This window comes from Nonomuraea aurantiaca (genome assembly GCF_020215705.1).
Taxonomy (GTDB): Bacteria; Actinomycetota; Actinomycetes; order Streptosporangiales; family Streptosporangiaceae; genus Nonomuraea; species Nonomuraea aurantiaca.
This window is the reverse complement of sequence record NZ_JAIWNB010000019.1, coordinates 162,184-185,622: the sequence shown is the minus strand read 5'-3', so window position 1 is coordinate 185,622 and position 23,439 is coordinate 162,184. Positions and strand designations below refer to the sequence as shown.

Below are 23,439 nucleotides of genomic sequence, written 5' to 3'. Positions count from 1 at the left end.
TGGATCGCGCCCGGCGGTCCACCATCACCGAAGGAAGCGGACAGCGAAGGAAGCGGGTCACGCGCCCCAGACGGCTCTCGCTCCCGAGTCACCGGCGCGGAAGACGAAGTAGCCGACCGCCACGGCCAGCAGCACCGTCACACCGGACAGCACGAGGGTGACCGGGCGGCCGAATCTGTCGCCGAGCGAGCCGCGACTCGGGCTCGTGGCGTAGACGAGCAGCAACGCGGCGACGCCGAGGCCGGCAGTCGACAGGAGCAAGGGGTTGGCGAAGCTCTCGTGGGTCTCGATCCGCTGACCCAAAGGGCCGTCGACCGAGGCGAACCGGGCCGCCTTGAGGCTCTCGCCGCTCTCCTTGGCCGCGAAGACGGCCACAGGCGACCCCACGGAGAGCAGGACCACCGCCCAGGCCAGCATCGGCCGCCAGCGGTTCAGGACCGTGTACGCCACGGAGACGGCCGCGAGGAGCGGGGTCAGCACCACGGCGAAGTGGATGATCAGCGGATGGGCGGGCAAGCCGAAGATCTCGTCGAACATGTCTGCACTCCTAGTTCTCATTTCAACTACGAATGGCGACACGATATGGTTCGCGGTCCATCCCGTCACTACGAGTGGTTTCCTCCTCTTACGTCCGGCACATCGCAGGGCCGGTAGCATTCCCGGAGTTGTTTGGTCATGTACTGGCAAAAGTGGAGGACATACCGGTGAGCGGCGAGGACGACCGCCAGAGCCAGTTGGCTCGGGAGCACAAGGAGCGGCAGGAGCAGCGCGCGGCGGCGGACAGCGCCAAGGCGAAGCGGAACGTCTTCATCGGCGCGGGCCTGGCCGTCGTCGTGGTGGCGGGCGGCATCTACGCCGCGACCACGCTGGTCAACAAGGACGACGCGGGCAAGAAGGTCTCGGCCGAGAGCAGTCCGTCGGCCTCGGCCTCCGCCCCGCCCAGCGCCGCTCCCTCGCCGACCCCGTCGCTGTCCTCGCTGCCGAAGAAGACCGGCAAGGTGTCCTGCACCTACAAGCGGGACACCTCGGACGTACCGATGAAGTATGTGGGCATGCCCGGCAGCCACCCGGACATGAAGCTGAAGACGATGACCGTCTTCACCAACCACGGCAAGATCGTCATCGACGTCGACCCGGCCGCGACCCCGTGCTCGGTCAACTCGATGGCCTTCCTGGCCAAGAAGAACTTCTACAACAACACCAAGTGCCACCGCCTGGTGACGCCTGAGACGGCGGGACTGTTCCTGCTGCAGTGCGGCGACCCCAAGGCCAAGGCCGACGGCAAGAACCCGACGGACGGCCAGGGCACGGCGGGCTACGTCTACCAGGACGAGGCCGTCGGCGCGATTCCGTACACCCGCGGCGTGGTGTTCCTCACCCAGCCGCAGGACGCGGCCGGACAGAACAGCAGCCAGTTCGCCATCTCGCTGTCGGACGAGAACTCGCAGATCGAGGCCCAGTACTCGGTGCTCGGCATGGTCCGCTCGGGCCTGGAGATCATCGAGAAGGTCGCCAAGGACGGCGTCATCGTCAACAGCCAGGACATCGTCGGCGACGGCGGCTCGACCGCCCCGAAGAACCCGATCATCATCGAGAAGGTCACGGTCCGCTAGCCGGACGCGAAAGGGCGCCCCGCCTCTCCCGAACCGGAGAGGCGGGGCGCCCTGTTTCGTGTGGGTCAGCCCTCGTTCTTGGGCTTGGCGTCGACGCCCGCCTCCTTGCGCTGGTCCACCGTGATGGGCGTGGGCGCGCCGGTGAGCGGGTCGAAGCCCGAGGCGGTCTTCGGAAAGGCGATCACGTCGCGGATCGACTCACCGCCGGACAGCAGCATGCAGATGCGGTCCCAGCCATAGGCGATGCCTCCGTGCGGGGGCGGGCCGTACTTGAACGCCTCCAGCAGGAAGCCGAACTTGTTCTCGGCCTCCTCCTTGGAGATGCCGAGCACGTCGAAGACCCGCTGCTGCATCTCCGCCCGGTGGATACGGATGGAGCCGCCACCGATCTCCATGCCGTTGCAGACCATGTCGTAGGCGTAGGCCAGGGCCTCGCCGGGGTGGTCCTGGAAGTTGTCCGCCCATTCGGGCTTGGGGCCGGTGAACGGGTGGTGCACGGCCGTCCAGCCACCCTCGCCGTCCTCCTCGAACATGGGCGCGTCGACGACCCACAGGAACGACCACAGCGACTCGTCGATGAGGCCGCAGCGGCGGCCGATCTCCAGCCGGGCCGCGCCGAGCAGGTCACGCGCCGAGTTGCGGGCTCCGGCCGCGAAGAAGACCGCGTCGCCGGGCTGGGCGCCGACCTTCGCCGCAAGTCCGGAAATTTCCTCTTCTGAGAGGTTCTTCGCCACCGGGCCGCCGAGCGTGCCGTCCTCCTGGACGAGCACGTACGCCAGGCCCTTGGCACCGCGCGAGCGCGCCCAGTCCTGCCAGCCGTCGAGCTCCTTGCGCGTCTGCGAGCCGCCGCCCGGCATGACGACCGCGCCCACGTAGTCGGCCTGGAACACGCGGAAGGAGGTGCCGGCGAAGTAGTCGGTCATCTCGACGAGCTCCTGGCCGAAGCGCAGGTCGGGCTTGTCGGAGCCGTAGCGGGCCATCGCGTCGGCGTAGGTCATGCGGGGCAGCGGTGTCGGGATCTCGTAGCCGACCGTCTCGCGCCACACGCGGCCGATGAGCTTCTCGCCGACCGCGATGACGTCTTCCTGGTCGACGAACGACATCTCGACGTCGATCTGGGTGAACTCCGGCTGCCGGTCGGCCCGCAGGTCCTCGTCGCGGTAGCACTTGGCGAGCTGGTAGTAGCGCTCGAGCCCGCCCACCTGGAGCAGCTGCTTGAACAGCTGCGGCGACTGCGGCAGCGCGTACCAGTTGCCCGGCTGGAGCCGGACCGGCACCAGGAAGTCGCGCGCGCCCTCGGGCGTGGACCTGGTCAGCGTCGGCGTCTCGACGTAGACGAAGCCGAGCTCGTGCATGACCTCGTTGGCCAGGTAGGTGGCCTTCGAGCGGACCCGCAGGGCATTGGCCACCTGCGGGCGGCGAATGTCGAGATAGCGGTATTTGAGGCGGGCCTCCTCGGAGACGCCCGCGCTGCCCTCGATCGGGAAGGGCAGCGGCGCCGACTCGCTGAGCACCTCGACCCGCTCGGCGACGACTTCGATCGCGCCGGTGGGCAGCTCGGGGTTCTCGTTGCCCTCCGGCCTGACCCGGACCTGGCCGACCACCTGCACGCAGTATTCGGCGCGCAGGTCGTGGGCGTGGTCCTCCTCGCGGAAGACCACCTGCGCCGAGCCGGAGGCGTCGCGCAGGTCGATGAAGACCACACCGCCGTGATCACGGCGCCTGGCCACCCATCCTGCCAGCGTCACCTGCTGCCCGGCGTGCTCCTCTCGGAGCGACCCGGCGGTATGCGTGCGCATCACTGCACTTTCCCCTTCAAGACATCGACGACCTGGGCCAGCGGCACCTCGGTCTGCTCAGCGGTGGTCAGATCCTTCAGTTGTACGGCCTGCGCGGCCAGGTCACGCTCGCCCAGGATCAGCGCGAACCGGGCACCCGAGCGGTCGGCGCCCTTCATCGCGCCCTTGAGCCCCTTGCCGCCGTAGGCCAGGTCGGCGCTGACGCCCGCCTGGCGCAGCTCGGTCACGAGCAGGAACATCCGGCGGCGGGCTTCGTCACCCAGCGGGACACCGTACACCTGGACGCGTCCCGGTACGGCCTCGCCGATCAAGCCCTCGGCCTCCATGGCCAGGAACGTACGGTCGACGCCCAGCGCCCAGCCGACGCTGGGCAGGGGCGGCCCGCCGAGCATCTCGCTCAGCCCGTCGTAACGTCCGCCGCCGCCGACCGCGGACTGCGAGCCGAGCCCGTCGTGGACGAACTCGAACGTGGTGCGCGTGTAGTAGTCGAGCCCGCGCACCAGCCGCGGATCGTCCTCGTAGGCCACGCCCGCGGCGCTCAGCAGCGCGCGGACCTCCTCGTGGTAGGTCTTGCACGCGGCGCACAGGTGGTCGACCACCAGGGGCGCGCCGGTCAGCTGCGCCTGCACCTCGGGCCGCTTGTCGTCGAGCACCCGCAACGGGTTGATCTCGATCCGGGCCCTGGTGTCCGCGTCGAGGTCGAGCCCGCGCAGGAACTCCTGCAGCGCGGCCCGGTAGGCGGGCCGGCAGGTCTTGTCGCCCAGCGAGTTGATCAGCAGCCGGACGCCCGTCAGGCCGAGCGCGGCGAAGCCCTGGGCGCCCAGCACGATGATCTCGGCGTCGAGCGCGGGATCCTCGGAGCCGAGCGCCTCGGCGCCGACCTGCCAGAAGTGCCGGTAACGGCCCTTCTGGGAGCGTTCGTAGCGGAACTGGCTGCCGGAGTACCACAGTTTGACCGGGAGCTGGCCGTTGTGCAGGCCGTGCTGCAGGACGGCGCGTACGACCGACGCGGTGCCCTCGGGACGCAGCGTCAGGGAGCGGCCCGCCTTGTCGGGAAAGGTGTACATCTCCTTGGACACGATGTCGGTCGACTCACCCACGCCCCTGGCGAACAGCTGGGTGTCCTCGAACACCGGCGTCTCGATGTAGCCGTAGCCGGCCAGCCGCGCGGGCGCGACGAGGGCCTCGCGTATGGCGAGGACCTGCTCGGAGCGGGGCGGCAGCCAGTCGAAGGTGCCCTTTGGCGCTTGGAAACTCATGAGATCCCTGTTAGATGCCTCGTGTGGGACCGGCGTGCGGCGCGGCTTCCTTCAGATATGGATTGGTGGCGCGCTCGTGGCCGATCGTGGTCTGTGGTCCGTGGCCCGGCAGGACGACCGTATCGTCAGGCAGCGGCAGGCACTTGCCGGCCAGGCTGCGCAGGATCGTCGGATAGTCGCCGCCCGGCAGGTCGGTGCGGCCGATGGAGCCGGCGAACAGCAGGTCACCCGAGAAGAGGATGTCGTCATCGGGCAGGCGGAAGCTCACCGACCCCCTGGTATGGCCGGGTGTGTGGTCGACCACGAGCTCCAGCCCGGCCAGCGGCAGCACGGCGCCGTCGGACAGCTCCCGCACGTCGTCGGGCTCGCTCAGCGTGATGCCGCCGAAGATCGCCGAGCTCGACGGCGACCAGCCCGCGGCCGGGTCGCTCAGCAGGTGGCGATCGTCGGGATGGATCCAGGCGGGCATGTCGCGCGCGCCGCAGACCGGGGCCACCGACCAGACGTGGTCGAGGTGCCCGTGGGTGAGCAGCACCGCCACCGGCTTGAGCCGGTGCTCTCTCAGCAGCTCGTCGACCCCGTCGACCGCGTCCTGACCTGGATCGACGATCACGCACTCCTCGCCCGCTGCGGGCGCGACGACGTAACAATTGGTCTGGAAGGCCCCTGCGGGGAAGCCTGCGATGAGCATCTGCCTCAGCTGATCTCGTCAAAAAAGCCAATGGGAATGTAACCGAAGGGTACCGGTGCGGGTCGCCGGGCTGCGAATCATTACCCGTTGGCCGATACGATTCGCCCACCTCAGTTGATTGACTATGGGAGGCAAAGCGGTGGCCACGGGGAAGGACCGGCAGAAACAGCTGGCACGCGAGCACCACGAGCGGCAGCTGGCACGCCGTCTCGAACGCGAGCAGCGCGCCAAGCGCACAGCGATCATCGGCTCCACGGTAGGCGTGGTCGTCGTGGTGGGGGGCATCGTGGCGGCGGTCGCGTTGCTGGGCGGCGGCGACTCCAAGACCGACGCCGCCGCGACGGCGCAGCCCACGGCTTCCGCCCAGGACACGGCGGCGCCCTCGGCCTCGGCCTCGGCCGCCGCCGGGCCCAAGCCGTACGACGCCAAGACCGGCACCTGCGACTACGTCGCCGAAAAGGGCGGCGGCGTGGTCAAGGACGTCGGGCTGCCGCCGAAGAAGGTGAAACTCAAGCCGGCGACCAGGACGATGACGCTCAACACCAACCTGGGCGACATCGAGGTGCAGCTCGACAACGCCAAGGCGCCGTGCACGGTCAACTCGCTGGCCTACCTGGCGGAGAAGAAGTTCTACGACGGCAGCAAGTGCCACCGGCTCGGCAGCGCCCAGTTCCCGATGCTGCAGTGCGGAGACCCGCAGGCCAAGGCCGACGGCAAGGGCCAGTCGGACGGCGCGGGCGGCCCCGGCTACGTCATGGCCGAGGAGAACCTCAAGGGCGCCACCTACAAGCGCGGCGTGATGGCCATGGCCAAGACGCAGGCGCCGGGCAGCACCGGAAGCCAGTTCTTCCTGGTCTTCGGCGACCTCGGGCTCACCCCGGATTACACACCGGTGGGTACGATCACCAAGGGTCTGGACATCCTGGACAAGGTGAACAAAGCAGGTGTCATCACTCCCATGCAAGATGGTACTGGCGCACCTAAGGAAACCGTCGAAATCAAAAGCGTGACATTCTCTGGCAAGAGCTGACGTAATACAAACTAGGGACAGTAGTCCCGAAGGGTCTGATGGATAGTGCGGGAGGACACGGTGAGCACCGACCCGTGGGGCCGGGTAGACGACGACGGCACCGTCTACGTGCGTACGGCTGAGGGAGAGCGAGCCGTCGGGTCCTGGCAGGCCGGTGAACCGGACGAGGCACTGGCCTACTTCCATCGCAAGTACGACGAGCTGGCCGGCCAGGTCGCGCTGCTGGAGCAGCGGCTGAAAGGCACCGACCTGGCCCCGGCGCAGGCCGAGGCCAGCATCGTCAAGCTCCGCGAAGCGGTCGCCGACGCGCACGCCATCGGCGACCTCGCGGCGCTGACGGCCCGTCTCGACGGCCTGACGGAGGCGGTCGCGCAGCGGCGCGAGGAGGTCAAGGCCGCGCGTGAGCACGCGCGCGCCGAGGCCAGGACGGTCAAGGAACGCATCGTCGACGAGGCCGAGCGCATCGCCGATGAGACCACCCACTGGAAGTCGGGCGGTGAGCGGCTGCGCCAGCTGGTCGAGGAGTGGAAGGCGGCCGACCGCATCGACCGCGTCACCGAGGCCGCGCTGTGGAAGCGGCTGTCGGCCGCCCGCACCGCCTTCGCCAAGCGGCGCAAGCAGTACTTCGCGGGGCTCGACGAGCAGCGCGAGGGCGTACGCGCCGAGAAGGAGCGCATCGTCGCCGAGGCGGAGGCGATCGCCGACTCGACCGACTGGGGCACGACGGCGGCCGTCTACCGCGACCTGATGCAGCGCTGGAAGAGCGCGGGCCGGGCGTCGCGGGAGGCCGAGGACGAGCTGTGGGCGCGCTTCAAGGGCGCCCAGGACCTGTTCTTCCAGGCCCGCTCGGCGGTGTTCGCCGAGCGCGACGCGTCCCTGGCGGCCAACGCCGAGCTCAAGGAGGTGCTGCTGACGGAGGCCGAGAAGATCCTTCCGGTCACCGACGTCCGCACGGCCAGGGCGGCGCTGCGCCACATCCTGGAGCGCTGGGAGGCGGCCGGTCCGGTGCCGCGCGAGCAGCGCGACCGCCTCGAAGGCGGCCTGCGCAAGGTGGACGACGCCGTGCGCAAGGCCGAGGACGCCGAGTGGAAGCGGTCCAACCCCGAGGCCAGGGCCCGCGCCCAGAACGCGGTCGACCAGCTGCGCACCTCGATCGAGCAGCTGGAGAAGCGCCTGGCCAAGGCTCAGGCCGCCGGACGCGCCAAGGACGTGAAGGAGGCCGAGGAGGCCATCACCGCCCGTCGCTCGTGGCTGGAGGAGGCCGAGCGGACGCTGGCCGAGTTCAGCTGAGGTTCGCGCCGATCCGCGGGCGAAGGGGGTCGCCTGCGCTGCCCGGCGCTCGGCATGTCCCGCGTCAGGGATGTCCAGCGTCGGGGGGGTACCCGGTGTTCGGGGAGTTCTAGGGTGTTGGGCATGGAACCTGTGCCCGCCGCACGTGCCCTGGTCGCCGAGCTGTTCCCGGACGCGCTCTACGCCTTCCTGGGCGGCAGCGCGCTGACCGGCCACCGCACGAGCCGGTCCGATCTCGACGTGGTCGTGGTGCTGGACGGCCTGACCGTGCCCTACCGCGAGTCGCTGCGGTGGCATGACTGGCCGGTCGACCTGCTGGCGCACAACGAGCTGAGCCTGATCGCCTGGGCCGACCGCGATCTGGCCGGCCACCGGCCGACCCTGCCGCGCCTGTGCGCCGAGGGCGTGGTGCTCACCGACCGGGCGGGCCGCGCCGCCGAGGTCCAGGCGGTCATGCGCGAACGCCTCTCCGCCGGTCCCGGCCTCGCCGCGCCCGGGACGCTGGACCGGGCCCGCTACGTCCTGTCGGATCTGCTCGACGACCTGGCGGGCGCGACGGACCCGGGCGAGCTGGCGTTCATCCGCTGGCAGGTCGTCCAGGAGTCGGCCCGGCTGGCGCTGACGTCCGCGGGCCGCTGGCACGGCTCGGGCAAATGGCTGCTGCGCGAGCTGCGCGCGTACGACGCGGCACTCGCCGACGAGCTGCTGTCCGCCCACGACGATCCGGTACGCCTGGCCGCCACGGCCGGAAGCGTGCTGGAGCGGGCCGGAGGACGCCTGTGGGAGGGTTACCGGGCCGATGGGGACCCGTTCCACCAGCGGCTGCGCCATATCGCCTCAGGCGATCTGACGTCCGAGACCGCCCAGAGCTCCGGGATGCACCGCCTGGCCGCCGTCAGCGGGCGTACGGCCGGGTCCGGCAAGCTGTGGATGGGCCAGACCCACGTGGCCCCGTCGACGCGCTCGGCGGATCACCATCACGGGGAGTCGGAGACGGCGATCTACGTGGTCAGCGGCACACCGTCGTTCGTGTTCCTCGATCCCCGGGACGCCCGCGAGACGCGGCTGGAGGCGAAGCCCGGTGACTACATCTTCGTCCCGCCCTATGTTCCGCACCGCGAAGAAAATCCCGATCCGGAGCAGGAGGCGGTGGTCGTCATCGCCCGCAGCACGCAGGACGCGATCGTGGTCAACCTGCCCGATCTGTCCATACGCTTGGGCCGCCGACCCGGCGCCTGATCCGGCTACGTGCTCGCGCCGCTGACCCGGTAGACGTCGAAGACGCCCTGAATGTTGCGGACGGCCTTCAGCACATGACCGAGATGCTTGGGATCGCCCATCTCGAAGGTGAACTTGCTGACCGCCACCCGGTCGCGCGACGTGGTCACCGAGGCGCTGAGGATGTTGACGTGCTGGTCGGACAGGGTCCGGGTGACGTCGGACAGCAGGCGGGGCCGGTCGAGGGCCTCGACCTGGATGGCCACCAGGAAGACCGAATCGTCGCCCGGCGACCAGCTGACCTCCACCAGGCGGTCGGGCTGCGACTTGAGCTGCACGATGTTGGTGCAGTCGGCGCGGTGCACGGACACGCCGTGCCCGCGGGTGACGAAGCCGACGATCTCGTCGCCGGGCACCGGGGTGCAGCACTTCGACAGGCGTACCCAGACATCGGAGTCGCCCGCCACGACCACGCCCGCGCCGCCGCCCCGGGGACGGCCGCGCAGGCGCGTCGGGAGCGAGGTCTCGGCGATGTCCTCCTCGGCGCTGTCGACGCCGCCGATGGAGGCCACGAGCTTCTGCACGACCGTCTGCGCGGCGACGTGCCCCTCCCCCACGGCCGCGTAGAGCGCGGACACGTCGGGATAGCGCAGGTCGCGGGCCAGGGCCAGCAGCGACTCGCCGGACATCAGGCGTTGCAGCGGCAGCCCCTGCTTGCGCATGGCCCGGCCGATGGCCTCCTTGCCCGCCTCGATCGCGGTCTCGCGGCGCTCCTTGGAGAACCACTGGCGGATCTTGTTGCGGGCGCGGCCGGACTTGACGAACTTGAGCCAGTCGCGTGAGGGGCCGGCGTCGGGCGACTTCGAGGTGAAGATCTCGACCGTGTCGCCGTTGCCCAGCCGCGACTCCAGCGGCACCAGGCGGCCGTTCACGCGGGCGCCGATGCAGCGGTGGCCGACCTCGGTGTGGACCGCGTAGGCGAAGTCGACCGGGGTCGCCCCCTCCGGCAGCGCCACCACCTGGCCGCGCGGGGTGAAGACGTAGACCTCGGAGACCGACAGGTCGAACCGGAGCGACTCCAGGAACTCGCCCGGGTCGGAGGTCTCCTTCTGCCAGTCGAGGAGCTGGCGCAGCCAGGCCATGTCGCTGCCGGGCTTGACCTTGCCCGCGGGGCCGGGGGCGCCGACCTCCTCTTTGTACTTCCAGTGGGCGGCCACGCCGTATTCGGCCCGGTGGTGCATGGCGTGCGTGCGGATCTGCAGCTCGACGGGCTTGCCCTCGGGACCGATCACCGTGGTGTGCAGCGATTGGTACATGTTGAACTTGGGCATCGCGATGTAGTCCTTGAACCGGCCGGGGACCGGGTTCCAGCGCGCGTGGATCGTTCCGAGGGCCGCATAACAGTCGCGCACACTGTCGACGAGGACTCTGATGCCCACCAGGTCGTAGATGTCGTCGAAGGCCACGTCCCTGGCGATCATCTTCTGGTAGACCGAGTAGTAGTGCTTGGGCCGGCCCTTGACCAGCGCGCGGATCTTGGCGTCACGCAGGTCGCCGGAGACCTTCTCGATGACCTCCTGCAGGAACAGGTCCCTGCGCGGGGCCCGCTCCGACACCATGCGCGCGATCTCGTCGTAGCGCTTGGGGTAGAGCATGGCGAAGGCGAGGTCCTCGAGCTCCCACTTGATGGTGTTCATGCCCAGGCGGTGGGCCAGCGGGGCGAAGATCTCCAGGGTCTCGCGGGACTTCTGGTGGCGCTTGTGCTCGGGCAGGTAGCGCATCGTGCGCATGTTGTGCAGCCGGTCGGCCAGCTTGATGATCAGCACCCGGATGTCGCGCGACATCGCCACGACCATCTTGCGCACGGTCTCGGCCTGCGCGGCGTCGCCGAACTTGACCTTGTCGAGCTTGGTGACGCCGTCGACCAGCGACGCGATCGTCTCGCCGAAGTCGCCGCGCAGCTCGTCGAGGCCGTAGGCGGTGTCCTCGACGGTGTCGTGCAGCAGGGCCGCGCACAGCGTCTCGTCGTCGGTGCCCAGCTCGGCCAGGATCGTGGCCACGGCCAGCGGGTGGGTGATGTACGGGTCGCCGCTCTTCCGCTTCTGGTCGCGGTGATGGTAGGCGGCGACGTCGTAGGCGTGCTCGATCAGGCGCAGGTCCGCCTTGGGGTGGGTGGCGCGAACCGTCCTGAACAGCGGCTCCAGCACCGGATTCATGGCCCCACCCCCAAATCGCCGTCGACGCACCGCCGGGACACCGGGCGCCGTCTCGGCACTCCCAGCGTCGGTTACGTCGGGCACGACCACATCACGGGGCACACAGACTCCTTACCATCGAGTCCAGGCCCCCCAGTGTATCCAGGTGAGAAACCTGGCCTCTCTCGGGGCGGGCTCAGACGATCACAAGGGAGCGCAAATCCACTCCCGCAAGACGCTCGCGTCCCTTGAGAAAGGCCAGCTCCATCAGTACGGCGACGCCGACGACATCGGCACCGGCTCTGCGCACCAGTTGTACGGTAGCCTCCGCCGTGCCGCCGGTGGCGAGCACGTCATCGACGATGAGCACCCGGTCACCTTCGGTGAAGGCGTCGCGGTGCACCTCGATGGTCGCGGATCCGTACTCGAGATCGTAGGACTCCTCCAGGGTTTCGGAGGGGAGTTTGCCCTTTTTTCTGATGGGCACGAACCCGGCCCCCGCCCGGTACGCCACCGGAGCGGCCAGAATGAAGCCCCGCGCCTCGATCCCGACGATCTTGTCCACGTCGAAGCCGCCGGCCAGTTCGTCGACCACGGCCGTGAACGCCACCGGGTCGGCCAGCAGCGGGGTGATGTCCTTGAACATGACTCCCGCCTGGGGATAGTCGGGCACGTCCCTGATCCGGTCACAGATCAACGAGCTCAGGTCGCTCATGACGGCACTCCTTCGGTTGACCGCCTGGCGGTCCTCTCCCACGACTGACGGCCTCCATGATGGCCCATCCGGTGGACCACCGGCGCCCGCCGGGGGGCGGTAAGTGGTATTCACCCGGTTATGTCCGGCCCTGTAAGGGCCCTCAGGGCTTCCATAAACCGACGCCCCCGCCCAGGTGGGCGGAGGCGTCGTTCGTGCGTGTACGGGCCCGTGTGGGCCAAGCCGGGCTAGCCCTTGGCCGTCGCCGCGCTCTTGGCGCCCTTGCCACCCTTGGTGCCGGTGGTGGAGGCCAGTCGCCTGGCGATGGCCTGGTATCTCGGCTCCCGCTCCTTCAGCGTCACCAGCAGCGGCGTGGCCACGCACAGCGAGGAGTAGGTGCCGACGATCATGCCGACGAACAGCGCCAGAGACAGGTCCTTCAGCGTGCCCGCGCCGAGCAGCGTGGTGCCGATGAACAGGATCGCCGCCACGGGCAGGATCGCGACCAGCGAGGTGTTCAGCGATCGGATCAGCGTGTGGTTGAGCGCGTTGTTGGCCGCCATCGAGTATGTCTGCTTCGACGTGGTGCCCAGCTTGCCGGTGACTTCCTTGATCATGTCGAACACCACGACCGCGTCGTAGAGCGAATAACCGAGGATGGTCAGGAAGCCGAGCAGCGTCGCGGGCGTGACCTCGAAGCCCGACCAGGCGTAGACGCCCGCCGTGATGACGAGGTCGTGGATGAGCGCGACGATCGCGGCCAGCGCCATCTTCGGCTCGAACGCCATCGACAGGTAGAGAATGATCGCCAGCATGAAGACGCCCAGGCCGATCCACGCCTTCTTGGACACCTCACCGCCCCAGGACGCGCCGATCGACTGGATGTCGACGTCCTTGACCGGCACGCCGAAGTCCTTCGCGATGCCGTTCTGGACCTTGGTCACCGCCGCCGTGTCAAGGCTCTCGGTGGTGACCCGCCAGCGATCGCCGGCCGTCTGCACGATCGGCTGGTGCACGCCCTCGTCGAGGAAAGAGGTGCGGACCTGCTGGATGGTGGCGGTCTGCGCCTTGAAGGCGAAGACCGACCCGCCCTTGAACTCCACGCCCAGGTTGAGCCCGTTGATCAGCAGCCCGGCGAGGGACACGATCAACAGGAAGCCGGAAAGGCTGTACCAGAGCTTCCAGCGGCCGACGAAGTCAACGTCGATCTCGCCGCGGTAGAGGCGACGCCCCAGTCCCATCTCAGGCCTCCTGCGGGGTGGTCGTACGGCCGGTGTTGCCAAGATCCTGGCTCATACGCTCGGAGTCGAGGCCGGACAGCGGGTGCCCCTTGGCGAAGAACTTGAGCTTGGCCAGCATCGCGATGAGCGGCTTGGTGAACAGGAAGACCACCACGACGTCGATCAGCGTGGTCAGGCCCATCGCGAACGCGAACCCGGCCACACCGCCCACCGCGAGCAGGTAGAGCACGATCGCGGCGATGAACATGACGGCGTCGGCGATCAGGATCGTGCGCCGCGCACGCACCCAGGCCACCTCGACGGCCGCGCGAAGCGTCCGCCGCCCTTCCTTCATCTCATCTCGGATGCGTTCGAAGTAGACGATGAAGGAGTCGGCGGTGATGCCGATCGAGACCACCAGGCCGATGATGTGCGGCAGCGACAGCCGGAACCCGGCGTTGTGGCCGAGCACCACCACCGCCGTGTACGTGATGACCGTGGCGATCCCGAGGCTGAGGACGGCGACGATGCCCAGGCCGCGGTAGTAGAACAGCGAGTAGAGCACCACGAGGCCGAGGCCGATGGCGCCGGAGATCAGGCCGCCCATGAGCTGGTCCTGGCCGAGCGTCGAGGACACGGTGTCAATCGAGCTGGGGTTGAACTTCAGCGGCAGCGCGCCGTACTTGAGCTGGTCGGCCAGCTCGGTGGCGGTCTTCTGGGTGAAGCCGCCGGTGATCTCGGCGCGGCCGCCCGGGATCGGGCCGATGATGTTGGGCGCGGTGATCACGACGCCGTCGAGCACGACGGCGACCTTGTTGCGCGGCTCCTGCGAGTTGAACGCGGTCGAGGTGAGCTTGCTCCACTCACTCGCGCCGCTGCTCTTGAAGTCGAGCTGGACGAGCCACTGCGTGCTGCCCTGCTGGACGCCGGCGCTGGCCGAGGAGATGTCGGTGCCGACGACCTTGGCCACGTCGAGGACGTACTTGAGGCTGCCGTCGGACTCACACGCGGCGAACTGCTTGGCCGGGTCGTCCTGGACGCCCTTCCCGCGGTTCTTCGGGTCACTGCAGTCGAGCTTGTTGAACTGCGCGAGGACGGCCGGGTCGATGCCCTGGGTGTTGATCCCCGCGTTGGGGTCCTGGGCGGGCGGCTGGCCGCTCGACGTGGGGGTGGGCGCCGGGGTGGCCTTGGCGTCCTTCTGGCCCTTCTTGGTGTCCTGAGCCTTCGGCGTCTCCTGGGCCTTGGGCGCCGCGGTCGCCGGGGCACTGGCCGACGGGGTGGCCGACGGCGCGACGAGCGCCGAGGACAGCGCCTTGCCCGTGGGCGACGCGGTGGGCTTGGGGGCCCGCGCCGACGATGACGGCTTGGCCGACGGCGCGGAGGTCGCCGTGCTGGACGGGGCGGCGGACGGCGAGGTGCCCGGCTTGGGGGCCTCGGTGGCGAGCTCCTGCGGAGTCTGCGTGGCCGCCATGGCGAGCACCTGGCGGAAGCGGAGCTCCGCCGTGGTGCCGACCAGCTTGATGACCTCCTCCTGACCCGCGCCCGGAACGGAGATGATGATGTTGTCGCCTGACTTGGCGACCTCCGCGTCGGACAGGCCGGTGCCGTTGACCCGGTCGCGGATGATGTTCACCGCGCGGTCCAGGATCTCCTCAGGCGGGGCGGCGCCGTTCAGGGTCACGGGAGACAGAGTCACCGTCGTGCCGCCGGCGAGATCGAGTGCCAGCTTGGGCGTGAACGCCTTCTGCAGGAACATCGTCCCACCCAGGGCGATGATGAGCGCCAGCAGCACCAGGAGCGTTCGCCCCGGTCGGCTGTGGCGGCTGGTCGGTCGGGCCACTGGTCGTCAGTCTTTCAGATAGGGGTTTGAGGCAGAGCCTAATCAGGACTGCTTGGTGCTGGAGTCCTTGCCGCCGTTGCGCTCCACGGTCGTCTCGGTCTCCTCACGGGGAGTGTTGTCCTTATCGTCGCCCTTGACGACCTCATGATCGACCGTGTCGTCCGTGACGACGTCGTCCACCACGGGCTCGTCGGCGAGAGACTCGTCAGCCGGAGCGTCGCCGGGGGTGACGACACGCCCGATGGCGGCCTTCACCCATCGGGTCTCGATCCCGGGAGCGACCTCGAGAATCACGTCCTCATTGTCCACCGCCACCACGGTCCCGAACAGGCCGGTGGTGGTCATGACACGGGCACCCGGAGCCAATGAGTTCTGCATGGCGGTCGCCTCTTGCTGGCGCTTGCGCTGGGGGCGGATCAGCAAGAAGTAGAACACCACCACCAGAAGGATCAGCGGCAGGATGCTTCCGAGTTGTCCCATGTTCATAAGGGGCGACCTTCCATTGTCGTACAAGAAGTTGACACCGGCCTCGCGCCGGAAATTCCGTGCGTAGCCTCGGGGCCGCGCCGCTCAGCCCGTCAGCCTACACAGCCAGCCAAGCCACGGAGTGTAGGCGCTTGTTGCGAAACGCGGCAACGAAGCAGCGTTTCGGCGCGCGGGGAAGTTCCCATATTGAAACGGTTGCAACCGTTCTGTGATCAGTCGAAAAGTGTCGCTCCGAATGCGTCGGGTGGCGGTGTCATCCCGAGGTGGTGCCACGCCGCGGCGGTGGCGACCCGGCCGCGTGGGGTCCTGGCCAGCAGTCCTTGGCGTACGAGGAAGGGTTCGGCCACCACTTCGACGGTCTCCGGCTCCTCGCCGACGGCCACCGCGAGCGTGGACAGGCCGACGGGTCCGCCGCCGAACTTGCGCAGCAGCACCCCGAGCACCGCGCGGTCGAGCCGGTCGAGCCCTTCGGGGTCGACTTCGTACAGGTTGAGCGCCGCGGAGGCGATGTCGCGGTCGATCACGCCTTCCGTGCGCACGTCGGCGAAGTCGCGGACCCGGCGCAGCAGGCGGTTGGCGATGCGGGGCGTGCCGCGCGAGCGCCTGGCGATCTCGTGCGCCCCCTCGCCCGGCAGCGTCACGTCGAGCAGCCTGGCCGAGCGGTAGAGGACCCGCTCCAGCTCCTCGACCTCATAGAAGTCCATGTGCGCGGTGAAGCCGAACCGGTCGCGCAGCGGCGCGGGCAGCAGACCGGCCCTGGTGGTGGCGCCGACCAGGGTGAACGGCGCGATGTCGAGCGGGATCGCGGTGGCGCCCGGGCCCTTGCCGACGATGATGTCGACGCGGAAGTCCTCCATCGCGAGGTAGAGCATCTCCTCCGCGGGCCGGGCCATCCGGTGGATCTCGTCGATGAACAGCACCTCGCCCTCGGCCAGCGTCGACAGGATGGCCGCGAGGTCACCGGCCCGCTCCAGGGCCGGCCCTGAGGTGATGCGGAGCGGAGCGCTCAACTCGGCTGCGATGATCATAGCCAGTGTCGTCTTGCCCAGACCCGGCGAACCGCTCATCAGCACATGATCCGGCGGCCGATTGCGCCGCATGGCGCTCTCCAGCACCAGCGACAGCTGCTCCCGCACCCGCGCCTGGCCGATGAACTCGCTCAGCCGCTTGGGCCGCAGCGCCGCCTCGATCTGCAGCTCGTCGCCCTCGGCGTCGGGCGAGACGAGATCACGCTCAAGGCTCACGCCTGGACCTCCCCGCTCATCGCGCGCTGCTCAGCGATCGCAGGGCGGCCTTCAGCAGGACGGCGACCTGCGGGTCGTCACCCGCCTCCGGCTCGACCGCGGCGATGGCCTCGTCGGCGTCCTTGCCGGAGTAGCCCAGCCCGACCAGCCCCGAGTGGACCTGATCGCGCCAGGCCGCCGCCCGCCGGTTGCCGTTGAGCGCCGCGTCGACCGCCTCGTCGGGCGTGCCGAGCCGGTCCTTGAGCTCCAGCACGATGCGCTGGGCGCCCTTCGGGCCGATGCCCGGCACCTTGGTGAGCGCCTTGAGGTCGGCGGAGGCCACGGCGACGCGCAGCGCGTTGGGCGTGTGGACGGCGAGCATGGCCAGCGCCACCTTGGGGCCGACGCCGCTGGCCGTCTGGAGCAGCTCGAAGACGGTGCGCTCGTCTGCGGTGGCGAAGCCGTAGAGGGTGAGCGACTCCTCCCGCACCACCAGCGACGTGGCCAGCCGCGCCTCCTCGCCCACCCTGAGCGCGGCGAGGGTGGCCGGTGTGCAGTGGGTGAGGATGCCGACCCCGCCGACCTCGATCACCGCGCCGTAGGGGGTGATCGCCGTCACCTGCCCGGCCACGGACGCGATCACAGCGCCACGCCCTTTCCTGTCGTACGGCCCTGGGCCGTGCGGCTCTGGGCCCTGGCCACGGCCTGGGCCAGCTTGTGCTGGGCGCCGCCGCGCCACACGTGGCAGATGGCCAGGGCGAGCGCGTCGGCGGCGTCGGCGGGCTTGGGCATCTCGCTGAGCCGCAGGAGCCGGGTCACCATGGCGCCGATCTGCTTCTTGTCGGCGGTGCCGCTGCCGGTGATGGCGGCCTTGACCTCGGAGGGGGTGTGGAGCGCGACGGGCAGGCCGCGCCTGGCCGCGCAGAGGACCGCGATGCCCGCCGCCTGGGCGGTGCCCATGACCGTGCGGACGTTGTGCTGGCTGAACACCCGCTCGACCGCCACGGCGTCGGGGCGCACGTCGTCGAGCCACTGCTCGATGCCTGCCTCGATGCCGACCAGCCGGGCGCCCAGCTCCTCGTCGGCGCCGGTGCGCACCACGCCGACGGCCACCAGGGACAGCGGCGCGCCCGGCCGCCCCTCGACCGCGCCAAGGCCGCACCGGGTCAGCCCCGGATCGACGCCCATCACCCGCACCGGCCTGCCTCCCCGCGCCGCCGAACATCTGTTCGGCACGAGACTCTACCCCGGCTGACGTGCCCGCGCATCGGGAAACGCCCGGGAGCGTGGGCCGGACGTCGAGACGCCCGCGACCGCGAACCGGCCGTCGGGAGCGTCCACGAGCGTGGACCCGCCGTCGGAACCCCGCGACCGCGAACCGGCCGCTGGAAACGCCCGCGACGGTCAGCCCGCCGGAGAACGGACGTGGATGGGGCGGTCAGAAGTAGTCCAGCATGTACGGCTTGGCGGCGAAGACGGTGTCCAGCAGCTCGTCGTAGCGCTCGTGCCCGGACATGAGGCCGCCGCGCCGCAGCGTGGCCGCCGGGATCCCGGCGTACAGGGCGGACAGGCCGTTGATCGACAACACCGGCCCGGCCTCCCCCGAGTTCCCGAGCGGGATGGCGGCCCCGGCGCCGCCGGAGAACTCCAGCCGCCAGCGCCCCGTGTTGCCCGCCCGCAACCGGTCGGTAACCTCGACGACCGCGTCACCCGCGACGGTGGCCGGGTATCCCCTGCGCTCCACGGCCGCCGCCACGTCGAGGACGCGGAACATCCACCGCACCTGCTTGACCCGCTCCGTGGACCGCTCACGCAGCAGCCACAGCACCGGATCGTCGGGCGCGACGTTGGCGGTGACGTGCTCGGCCATCGACGAGGCGGTACCCACCAGCGACCACAGCGCCCTGGCGGTCTCCTCGGACTCGGCGACGAGGTTGTCGACCTCGATGTCCTGGCCGTCCCAGCGGTAGACGACGTAGCCGTCCGGCGCCAGATAGAGGAAGTCGTCCGCCTCGCCGAGCCGCAGCGCCCAGGTGCGCTCGTCCCATGAGACGGGGCCGCAGGCGCGCGCGGTGCCGTGTGCCCGCCGCAGCACCGAGACCACCTCGGCCGCGTCGCCGGGCCCCATCCTGCGCACTTCCACCCGGCCGCTCGGCGGGATCGTCCGCAGCGACTCGGCCGGGAGCGTGACGCGGTGCTGCGCTCCCGCGTGCTCGTAGCCGGCCGAGCGGTAGAGCGGCGTGGTCGCCGGATAGAGCACGGACACGGCGTCGCCGAAGGCCACGGCCCGCTCCACGGTGGCCTGCATGAGCCGGCCGCCGACGCCCTTGCCGCGATCCTCCGGGCTGACGGTGACGGCCGCGACCCCGGCCATGGGCTGCGGCTTGCCGTGCCACCACTGGGTGAACGGGCGCAGCCGCGAGGTCGCGACCAGCCTGGGCCCGTCGAACATGCCCAAGTAGCGGCCCTCGGCCAGCGCCGGCAGCGCCGCCTGGCGCCAGCGCTCCCGCTCGGCGGCCGGGATCAGGCCGAAGGAGCGCTGGCGGAGGTCGAGAACGGCGTCGAGGTCGTCGGAGGTCACATCACGGATGTCCACGGTCCCACAATTTACGCAGGTGAGACGTCCGCCCGCGAACGACCCACGGTGATGGCGAGCCGGTCGAGGTAGAGCAGGTGCGCGGCGACGATCCCGAGCAGGGCGACGGCGACCACGGCCGGCGGCGTGGCCAGGCCGACGTCGGGCGCGGCCGCGGTGTAGCCGCTCGACCGGGTGAGCAGCTGGACCGGCGCGGTGGCCAGGCCGGGGTCCTGGGCGACCAGCAGGGGCCACAGGAGGTCCTGGCCGTTCACGAGCGTGAGGGCCAGGACGAGGATGCCGGCCATGGGGAGCGAGGGCAGGACCACGCCGCCCAGGAAGTCCCTGTCGGTCCGCGCGGCCAGCCCCTTGCACAGCAGCGTCAGGATCAGCAGGGCGGGCACACTGACCAGCACCGGCTGGACGAGGGCGACGAAGGAGTCGATCAGGTTCATGCCGCGGATCGTGCGCCAGTCGGCCAGGCTCAGCGGGCCCATCCCGACGAACAGCCAGGGGGCGAACACGAGCAGCAGCCACTCGCTCCTGCGGCCCAGCGGCCGCAGCCCGCCGATGCCGAGCGCCCCGAGGTAGGCGACGCCGACCGACACCAGCGCGCCGATCAGGGCGGGCACCCAGGTGTTGACCACGGTCGGCGGCCCGGACGGGGCCGCGGCTCCCGGCTGGGCGGGCGCCAGCAGCGCCGACAGCCACGGCCAGGTCAAGGCGAGCCCGACGGCGGCGAACACCACCAGCGCCACCACGCCGACGATCACCTTGGCACCAGAACCGGACTGTGCGGCGGGAGTCTCCGCCCGCGCGGTCGCCGCGCGGGGCTCGACCGTGATGCGCATGCCGCTCGCCGCCGCCACGCAGACCGCGCCGATCCCCAGGACGCCCAGGATCAACCCCATGATGGTCGCCACCGTCGCGCCCAGCCCGACCCTGCCCACCATGAACGCGTAGGTGTACTGGACGAGGCTCAGCGTCTGTGTGGACCCGTTGGGCCCGCCGTGCGTCAGGGTCAGCCCGATCGCGAACGTCTGCAGCCCGGCGGCGACCATCGCCAGCGCGACGAGCCCGCCCACGGCCAGCATGGCCGGTGAGACGGTGCCGCCGCGCAGCGCGGGCAGGAACGCCATCGTCGCCAGCGCGCAGACCACGCCGAAGGTGGCGGCGGCCAGGATGAGCTGGAGCGTTCCCGGAGCCGTCGCGGGATCGCGCAGGCCCTCGGCCAGCGAGGCCAGGCCGGACGCGCCGGACATCAGCCCGCGCATCCAGGAGAGCGCCACGGCCACCGGCGAGAACGCCACCAGGGCGAGGGACAGCACGATCCGCCCGGCCCGCCTCGGCCAGGCGCCCGACCAGTCGAGCGCCAGCGCGAGCAGCGGTCCGACCACCACGGCCACCAGCAGCGGGATGACCGTTATGGACAGCGTGAAGACCAGTGCCTTCCAGAACGCCCCTTGCCCCAGCACCTGGCCGTAGTTGGCCAGTCCCACGAAGACGCTCGGTCCGGTGAGCCCGGCCGACTGAAGGCTGAGCAGGATCGTCTGGACGGTGGGCAGGAGCAAGGTGATCAACGTGCCCAGCAGGGCCGGCAGCAGGAGCAGCCAGCCGAGGGCCGGAGACGCGAAGGTGGGCGAGATGTCGGTAGAGGTACGGGGGGAGGTCACGACGCCCGACCTTACAGCGGACTCAGATCAGGCGTGCGCCATCACGCCTCCAGCTTCTCCATGACCTCGTCGGAGACGTCGAAGTTGGCGAAGACGTTCTGCACGTCGTCGCTGTCCTCCAGCGCGTCGATGAGGCGGAACACCTTCTTGGCGCCGTCCTCGTCGAGCGGCACGCTCATCGTGGGCAGGAAGCTCGACTCGGCGGAGTCGTAGTCGATGCCCGCCTCCTGGAGCGCCTTGCGCACCGGCACCAGGTCGCCGGCCTCGGACACGACCTCGAAGGAGTCGCCCAGGTCGTTGACCTCCTCGGCGCCCACCTCCAGCACGGCCGCCAGCACGTCGTCCTCGTCGAGCCCCTGCTTGGGCACGAGCACGACGCCCTTGCGGTTGAACATGTAGGACACCGAGCCGGGGTCGGCCAGCGAGCCGCCGTTGCGGGTGAGCGCGACGCGCACCTCGGAGGCCGCGCGGTTGCGGTTGTCGGTGAGGCACTCGATGAGCACCGCGACGCCGCCGGGCGCGTAGCCCTCGTACATGATGGTCTGCCAGTCGGCGCCGCCCGCCTCCAGGCCGCCGCCGCGCTTACGGGCCCGCTCGATGTTGTCGTTGGGCACCGAGTTCTTCTTGGCCTTGAAGATGGCGTCGAAGAGCGTCGGGTTGGCGTCCGGATCGGGGCCGCCGGTCCTGGCCGCCACCTCGATGTTCTTGATGAGCTTCGCGAACAGCTTGCCGCGCTTGGCGTCGAGCGCGGCCTTCTTGTGCTTCGTCGTCGCCCATTTGGAGTGGCCGGACATTACCTAGAGCTCCCTCAGCATGTCTACGAAGTATCGGTGCACGCGCGTGTCACCCGTCAGCTCAGGGTGGAACGAGGTCGCGAGCAGCGGTCCTTGCCGGACCGCGACGATCCTATCCCCAGGCTCGGCGATGCCCAGCACTTCGACGTCCGCGCCGACCGATTCGACCCATGGGGCGCGGATGAAGATGGCGTGCACCCGCTCGCCGGCGAAGTCCAGATCGGACTCGAAGGAGTCGATCTGGCGGCCGAAGGCGTTGCGCCTGACGACCATGTCGATGCCGCCGATGGTCTGCTGTCCCTCGGCGCCGTCCTCGATCCGGTCGGCCAGCATGATCATGCCGGCGCAGGAGCCGTACGCGGGCATGCCGTCCTTGATCCGCATCCGCAGGGGTTCGAGCAGGTCGAAGGTGTCGGCGAGCTTCCACATCGTGGTCGACTCGCCGCCGGGGATGACCAGGCCGTCGACCGTGTCCAGCTCGGCGGGCCGGCGTACGGCGATGGCCGACGCGCCGGCCTCCTGGAGCATGCGCACATGCTCGCGCACGCTTCCTTGGAGAGCGAGTACACCGATCGTGGGCACGGTGATCCTTCCGTCCGGCTTACGGGTTTCGGACAATTCAACACCAGGACGACCTGGGATCTTCCTAGGGGGCGCCGATCACGCCGCCGCGGCGGCCTCCTGGGCCACGACGTCCACGCGGGACAGGGCGCTCAGGTGGTGGCGCCGGACGTACAGGATGGCCATGCCGATCAGGCAGCAGAGGGCGCCGAGCGCGTACGGGACCGGGGCGCCGAGCTCCTCGCCCAGCTTGGTGGCGATGAAGGGGGCCAGCGCGCCGCCCATCCAGCGGACGAAGTTGTAGCCGGCGGAGGCGACGGGCCGGGGCGCGTCGGAGACCTCCATGGCCGACTCGGTGAAAACGGTGTTGTTCAGGCCGATCGGGATGCCGGAAAGGATCGTGCAGATGACGATCCCGGCGTGTCCCGACACGGCGATGCCGATCTGGAGGACGGCCAGCAGGGCCAGCGCCAGGTGCAGGACGTTCACCGAGCCGATCCGGCGCTGCAGCGGCGGCGCGCCGAACACCGAGGCGAGCGCCACGCACACGCCCCAGCCGAAGAACACCGCGCCGATGCCGTAGGCGGTCATGTGCAGGATGAACGGGGTGAAGGCGAGGATCGTGAAGAAGGCGAAGTTGTAGAACAGCGCGGTGAAGGCCGTGGTGGACAGGCCCCCATGGGCCAGGGCCCGGAGGGGCGCGCTCAGCTTGGTCCTGACGGCCGGCTTGGGCGTCGCCTCCAGCAGGGTGGCGATCAGCACGAAGCCGGCGGCCATCAGCGTGGCGGTGCCGAAGAAGGGGGCTCGCCAGTTCCAGTCGCCGAGCAGCGCGCCGGCCAGCGGACCGGCGGAGATGCCCAGGCCGAGCGCGGCCTCGTACAAGATGATGGCCGCGGCGCCGCCGCCGCTGGCCGCGCCGACGATGACGGCGAGCGCGGTGGCCACGAACAGCGCGTTGCCCAGTCCCCAGCCGGCGCGGAAGCCGACGAGCTCGGCGACGCTGGTGGAGGTGCCCGCGAGCGCGGCGAAGACGATGACCAGCGCGAGCCCGGCCAGCAGGGTGCGCTTGCCGCCGATGCGGCTGGAGACCCAGCCGGTCAGCAGCATGGCGACGGCGGTCACCAGGAAGTAGCTGGTGAACAGCAGCGACACCTGGCTGGGTGTGGCCTTCAGACCTTGGGCGATGGACGGCAGGATGGGGTCGACGAGACCGATGCCCATGAAGGCGACCACCGCGGCGAAGGCGGTGGCCCAGACGGACATCGGCTGACGAAGGAT

General features: G+C 70.0%; 21 protein-coding genes. 4 read left to right on the top strand and 17 right to left on the bottom strand.

Going from position 1 to position 23,439, the window contains the following annotated elements; translation table 11 throughout:
- Window positions 1-57: 57 nt before the first annotated feature.
- Window positions 58-537: a DUF2231 domain-containing protein gene (locus LDL49_RS36515; RefSeq protein ID WP_225298219.1), complete on the bottom strand. Its 480-nt coding sequence runs from the start codon at window positions 535-537 to the stop codon at window positions 58-60.
- A gap of 152 nt (window positions 538-689) precedes the next feature.
- On the opposite strand from LDL49_RS36515, the gene LDL49_RS36510 reads away from it, so the two are divergent.
- On the top strand, window positions 690-1,613 hold the full coding sequence (locus LDL49_RS36510) for a peptidylprolyl isomerase (protein WP_225298217.1): 924 nt from the start codon (window positions 690-692) through the stop codon (window positions 1,611-1,613).
- 65 nt (window positions 1,614-1,678) lie between these two features.
- Here the strand turns inward: LDL49_RS36510 and aspS are convergent, their stop codons facing one another.
- From aspS to LDL49_RS36495, 3 genes are read right to left on the bottom strand one after another with little or no spacing between them, the layout of a single operon-like run.
- Complete coding sequence (gene aspS, locus LDL49_RS36505; RefSeq protein ID WP_225298215.1) at window positions 1,679-3,415, bottom strand: aspartate--tRNA ligase; 1,737 nt, start codon at window positions 3,413-3,415, stop codon at window positions 1,679-1,681.
- Window positions 3,412-4,671 carry a histidine--tRNA ligase gene (gene hisS, locus LDL49_RS36500; protein ID WP_225298213.1) on the bottom strand — a complete coding sequence of 420 codons (1,260 nt, stop codon included), beginning with the start codon at window positions 4,669-4,671 and terminating at the stop codon, window positions 3,412-3,414. Before hisS ends, aspS begins: the two co-directional genes overlap by 4 nt.
- A 10-nt stretch (window positions 4,672-4,681) precedes the next feature.
- Window positions 4,682-5,362: an MBL fold metallo-hydrolase gene (locus LDL49_RS36495; protein WP_225298211.1), complete on the bottom strand. Its 681-nt coding sequence runs from the start codon at window positions 5,360-5,362 to the stop codon at window positions 4,682-4,684.
- A 139-nt stretch (window positions 5,363-5,501) separates the two neighbouring features.
- On the opposite strand from LDL49_RS36495, the gene LDL49_RS36490 reads away from it, so the two are divergent.
- From LDL49_RS36490 to LDL49_RS36480, 3 genes are all read left to right on the top strand, one after another.
- Window positions 5,502-6,392 carry a peptidylprolyl isomerase gene (locus tag LDL49_RS36490; RefSeq protein WP_308016239.1) on the top strand — a complete coding sequence of 297 codons (891 nt, stop codon included), beginning with the start codon at window positions 5,502-5,504 and terminating at the stop codon, window positions 6,390-6,392.
- Between the two features lie 60 nt (window positions 6,393-6,452).
- Entirely contained in the window at window positions 6,453-7,682 is a 1,230-nt protein-coding gene (locus LDL49_RS36485) for a DUF349 domain-containing protein (RefSeq protein ID WP_225298207.1), read from the top strand.
- Between the two features lie 123 nt (window positions 7,683-7,805).
- Entirely contained in the window at window positions 7,806-8,921 is a 1,116-nt protein-coding gene (locus tag LDL49_RS36480; protein ID WP_225298205.1) for a cupin domain-containing protein, read from the top strand.
- Between the two features lie 5 nt (window positions 8,922-8,926).
- Here the strand turns inward: LDL49_RS36480 and LDL49_RS36475 are convergent, their stop codons facing one another.
- From LDL49_RS36475 to LDL49_RS36415, 13 genes are all read right to left on the bottom strand, one after another.
- Window positions 8,927-11,116, bottom strand: a complete 2,190-nt coding sequence (locus LDL49_RS36475; RefSeq protein WP_225298203.1) for a RelA/SpoT family protein — start codon at window positions 11,114-11,116, stop codon at window positions 8,927-8,929.
- 175 nt (window positions 11,117-11,291) lie between these two features.
- Window positions 11,292-11,810 (bottom strand): adenine phosphoribosyltransferase, encoded by a 519-nt coding sequence (locus LDL49_RS36470; RefSeq protein ID WP_225298201.1) that lies wholly within the window; start codon window positions 11,808-11,810, stop codon window positions 11,292-11,294.
- A gap of 227 nt (window positions 11,811-12,037) precedes the next feature.
- Window positions 12,038-13,030 (bottom strand): protein translocase subunit SecF, encoded by a 993-nt coding sequence (gene secF / locus LDL49_RS36465; RefSeq protein ID WP_225298199.1) that lies wholly within the window; start codon window positions 13,028-13,030, stop codon window positions 12,038-12,040.
- 1 nt (window position 13,031) lies between these two features.
- The gene (secD, locus tag LDL49_RS36460) at window positions 13,032-14,849 is read right to left on the bottom strand and encodes a protein translocase subunit SecD (RefSeq protein ID WP_225298197.1); all 1,818 of its coding nucleotides are present in this window, start codon (window positions 14,847-14,849) and stop codon (window positions 13,032-13,034) included.
- Window positions 14,850-14,891: 42 nt separating this feature from the next.
- Window positions 14,892-15,329, bottom strand: a complete 438-nt coding sequence (yajC, locus tag LDL49_RS36455) for a preprotein translocase subunit YajC (protein WP_225298195.1) — start codon at window positions 15,327-15,329, stop codon at window positions 14,892-14,894.
- A gap of 218 nt (window positions 15,330-15,547) precedes the next feature.
- On the bottom strand, window positions 15,548-16,579 hold the full coding sequence (ruvB, locus tag LDL49_RS36450) for a Holliday junction branch migration DNA helicase RuvB (protein ID WP_225298193.1): 1,032 nt from the start codon (window positions 16,577-16,579) through the stop codon (window positions 15,548-15,550).
- A gap of 16 nt (window positions 16,580-16,595) precedes the next feature.
- Window positions 16,596-17,201: a Holliday junction branch migration protein RuvA gene (gene ruvA, locus LDL49_RS36445; protein WP_225298191.1), complete on the bottom strand. Its 606-nt coding sequence runs from the start codon at window positions 17,199-17,201 to the stop codon at window positions 16,596-16,598.
- The gene (gene ruvC, locus LDL49_RS36440) at window positions 17,198-17,755 is read right to left on the bottom strand and encodes a crossover junction endodeoxyribonuclease RuvC (protein ID WP_225298188.1); all 558 of its coding nucleotides are present in this window, start codon (window positions 17,753-17,755) and stop codon (window positions 17,198-17,200) included. Before ruvC ends, ruvA begins: the two co-directional genes overlap by 4 nt.
- 241 nt (window positions 17,756-17,996) lie before the next feature.
- Window positions 17,997-19,154: a GNAT family N-acetyltransferase gene (locus LDL49_RS36435; RefSeq protein WP_225298185.1), complete on the bottom strand. Its 1,158-nt coding sequence runs from the start codon at window positions 19,152-19,154 to the stop codon at window positions 17,997-17,999.
- Window positions 19,155-19,165: 11 nt separating this feature from the next.
- Window positions 19,166-20,806, bottom strand: coding sequence for an ABC transporter permease family protein (locus LDL49_RS58665; RefSeq protein ID WP_225298183.1), 1,641 nt, complete (start codon window positions 20,804-20,806; stop codon window positions 19,166-19,168).
- Between the two features lie 41 nt (window positions 20,807-20,847).
- Window positions 20,848-21,600, bottom strand: coding sequence for a YebC/PmpR family DNA-binding transcriptional regulator (locus LDL49_RS36425; RefSeq protein WP_225298181.1), 753 nt, complete (start codon window positions 21,598-21,600; stop codon window positions 20,848-20,850).
- Between the two features lie 3 nt (window positions 21,601-21,603).
- Window positions 21,604-22,182: a pyridoxal 5'-phosphate synthase glutaminase subunit PdxT gene (gene pdxT, locus LDL49_RS36420; RefSeq protein WP_225298179.1), complete on the bottom strand. Its 579-nt coding sequence runs from the start codon at window positions 22,180-22,182 to the stop codon at window positions 21,604-21,606.
- 78 nt (window positions 22,183-22,260) lie between these two features.
- Window positions 22,261-23,424: an MFS transporter gene (locus LDL49_RS36415; RefSeq protein WP_225298177.1), complete on the bottom strand. Its 1,164-nt coding sequence runs from the start codon at window positions 23,422-23,424 to the stop codon at window positions 22,261-22,263.
- Window positions 23,425-23,439 lie beyond the last annotated feature (15 nt).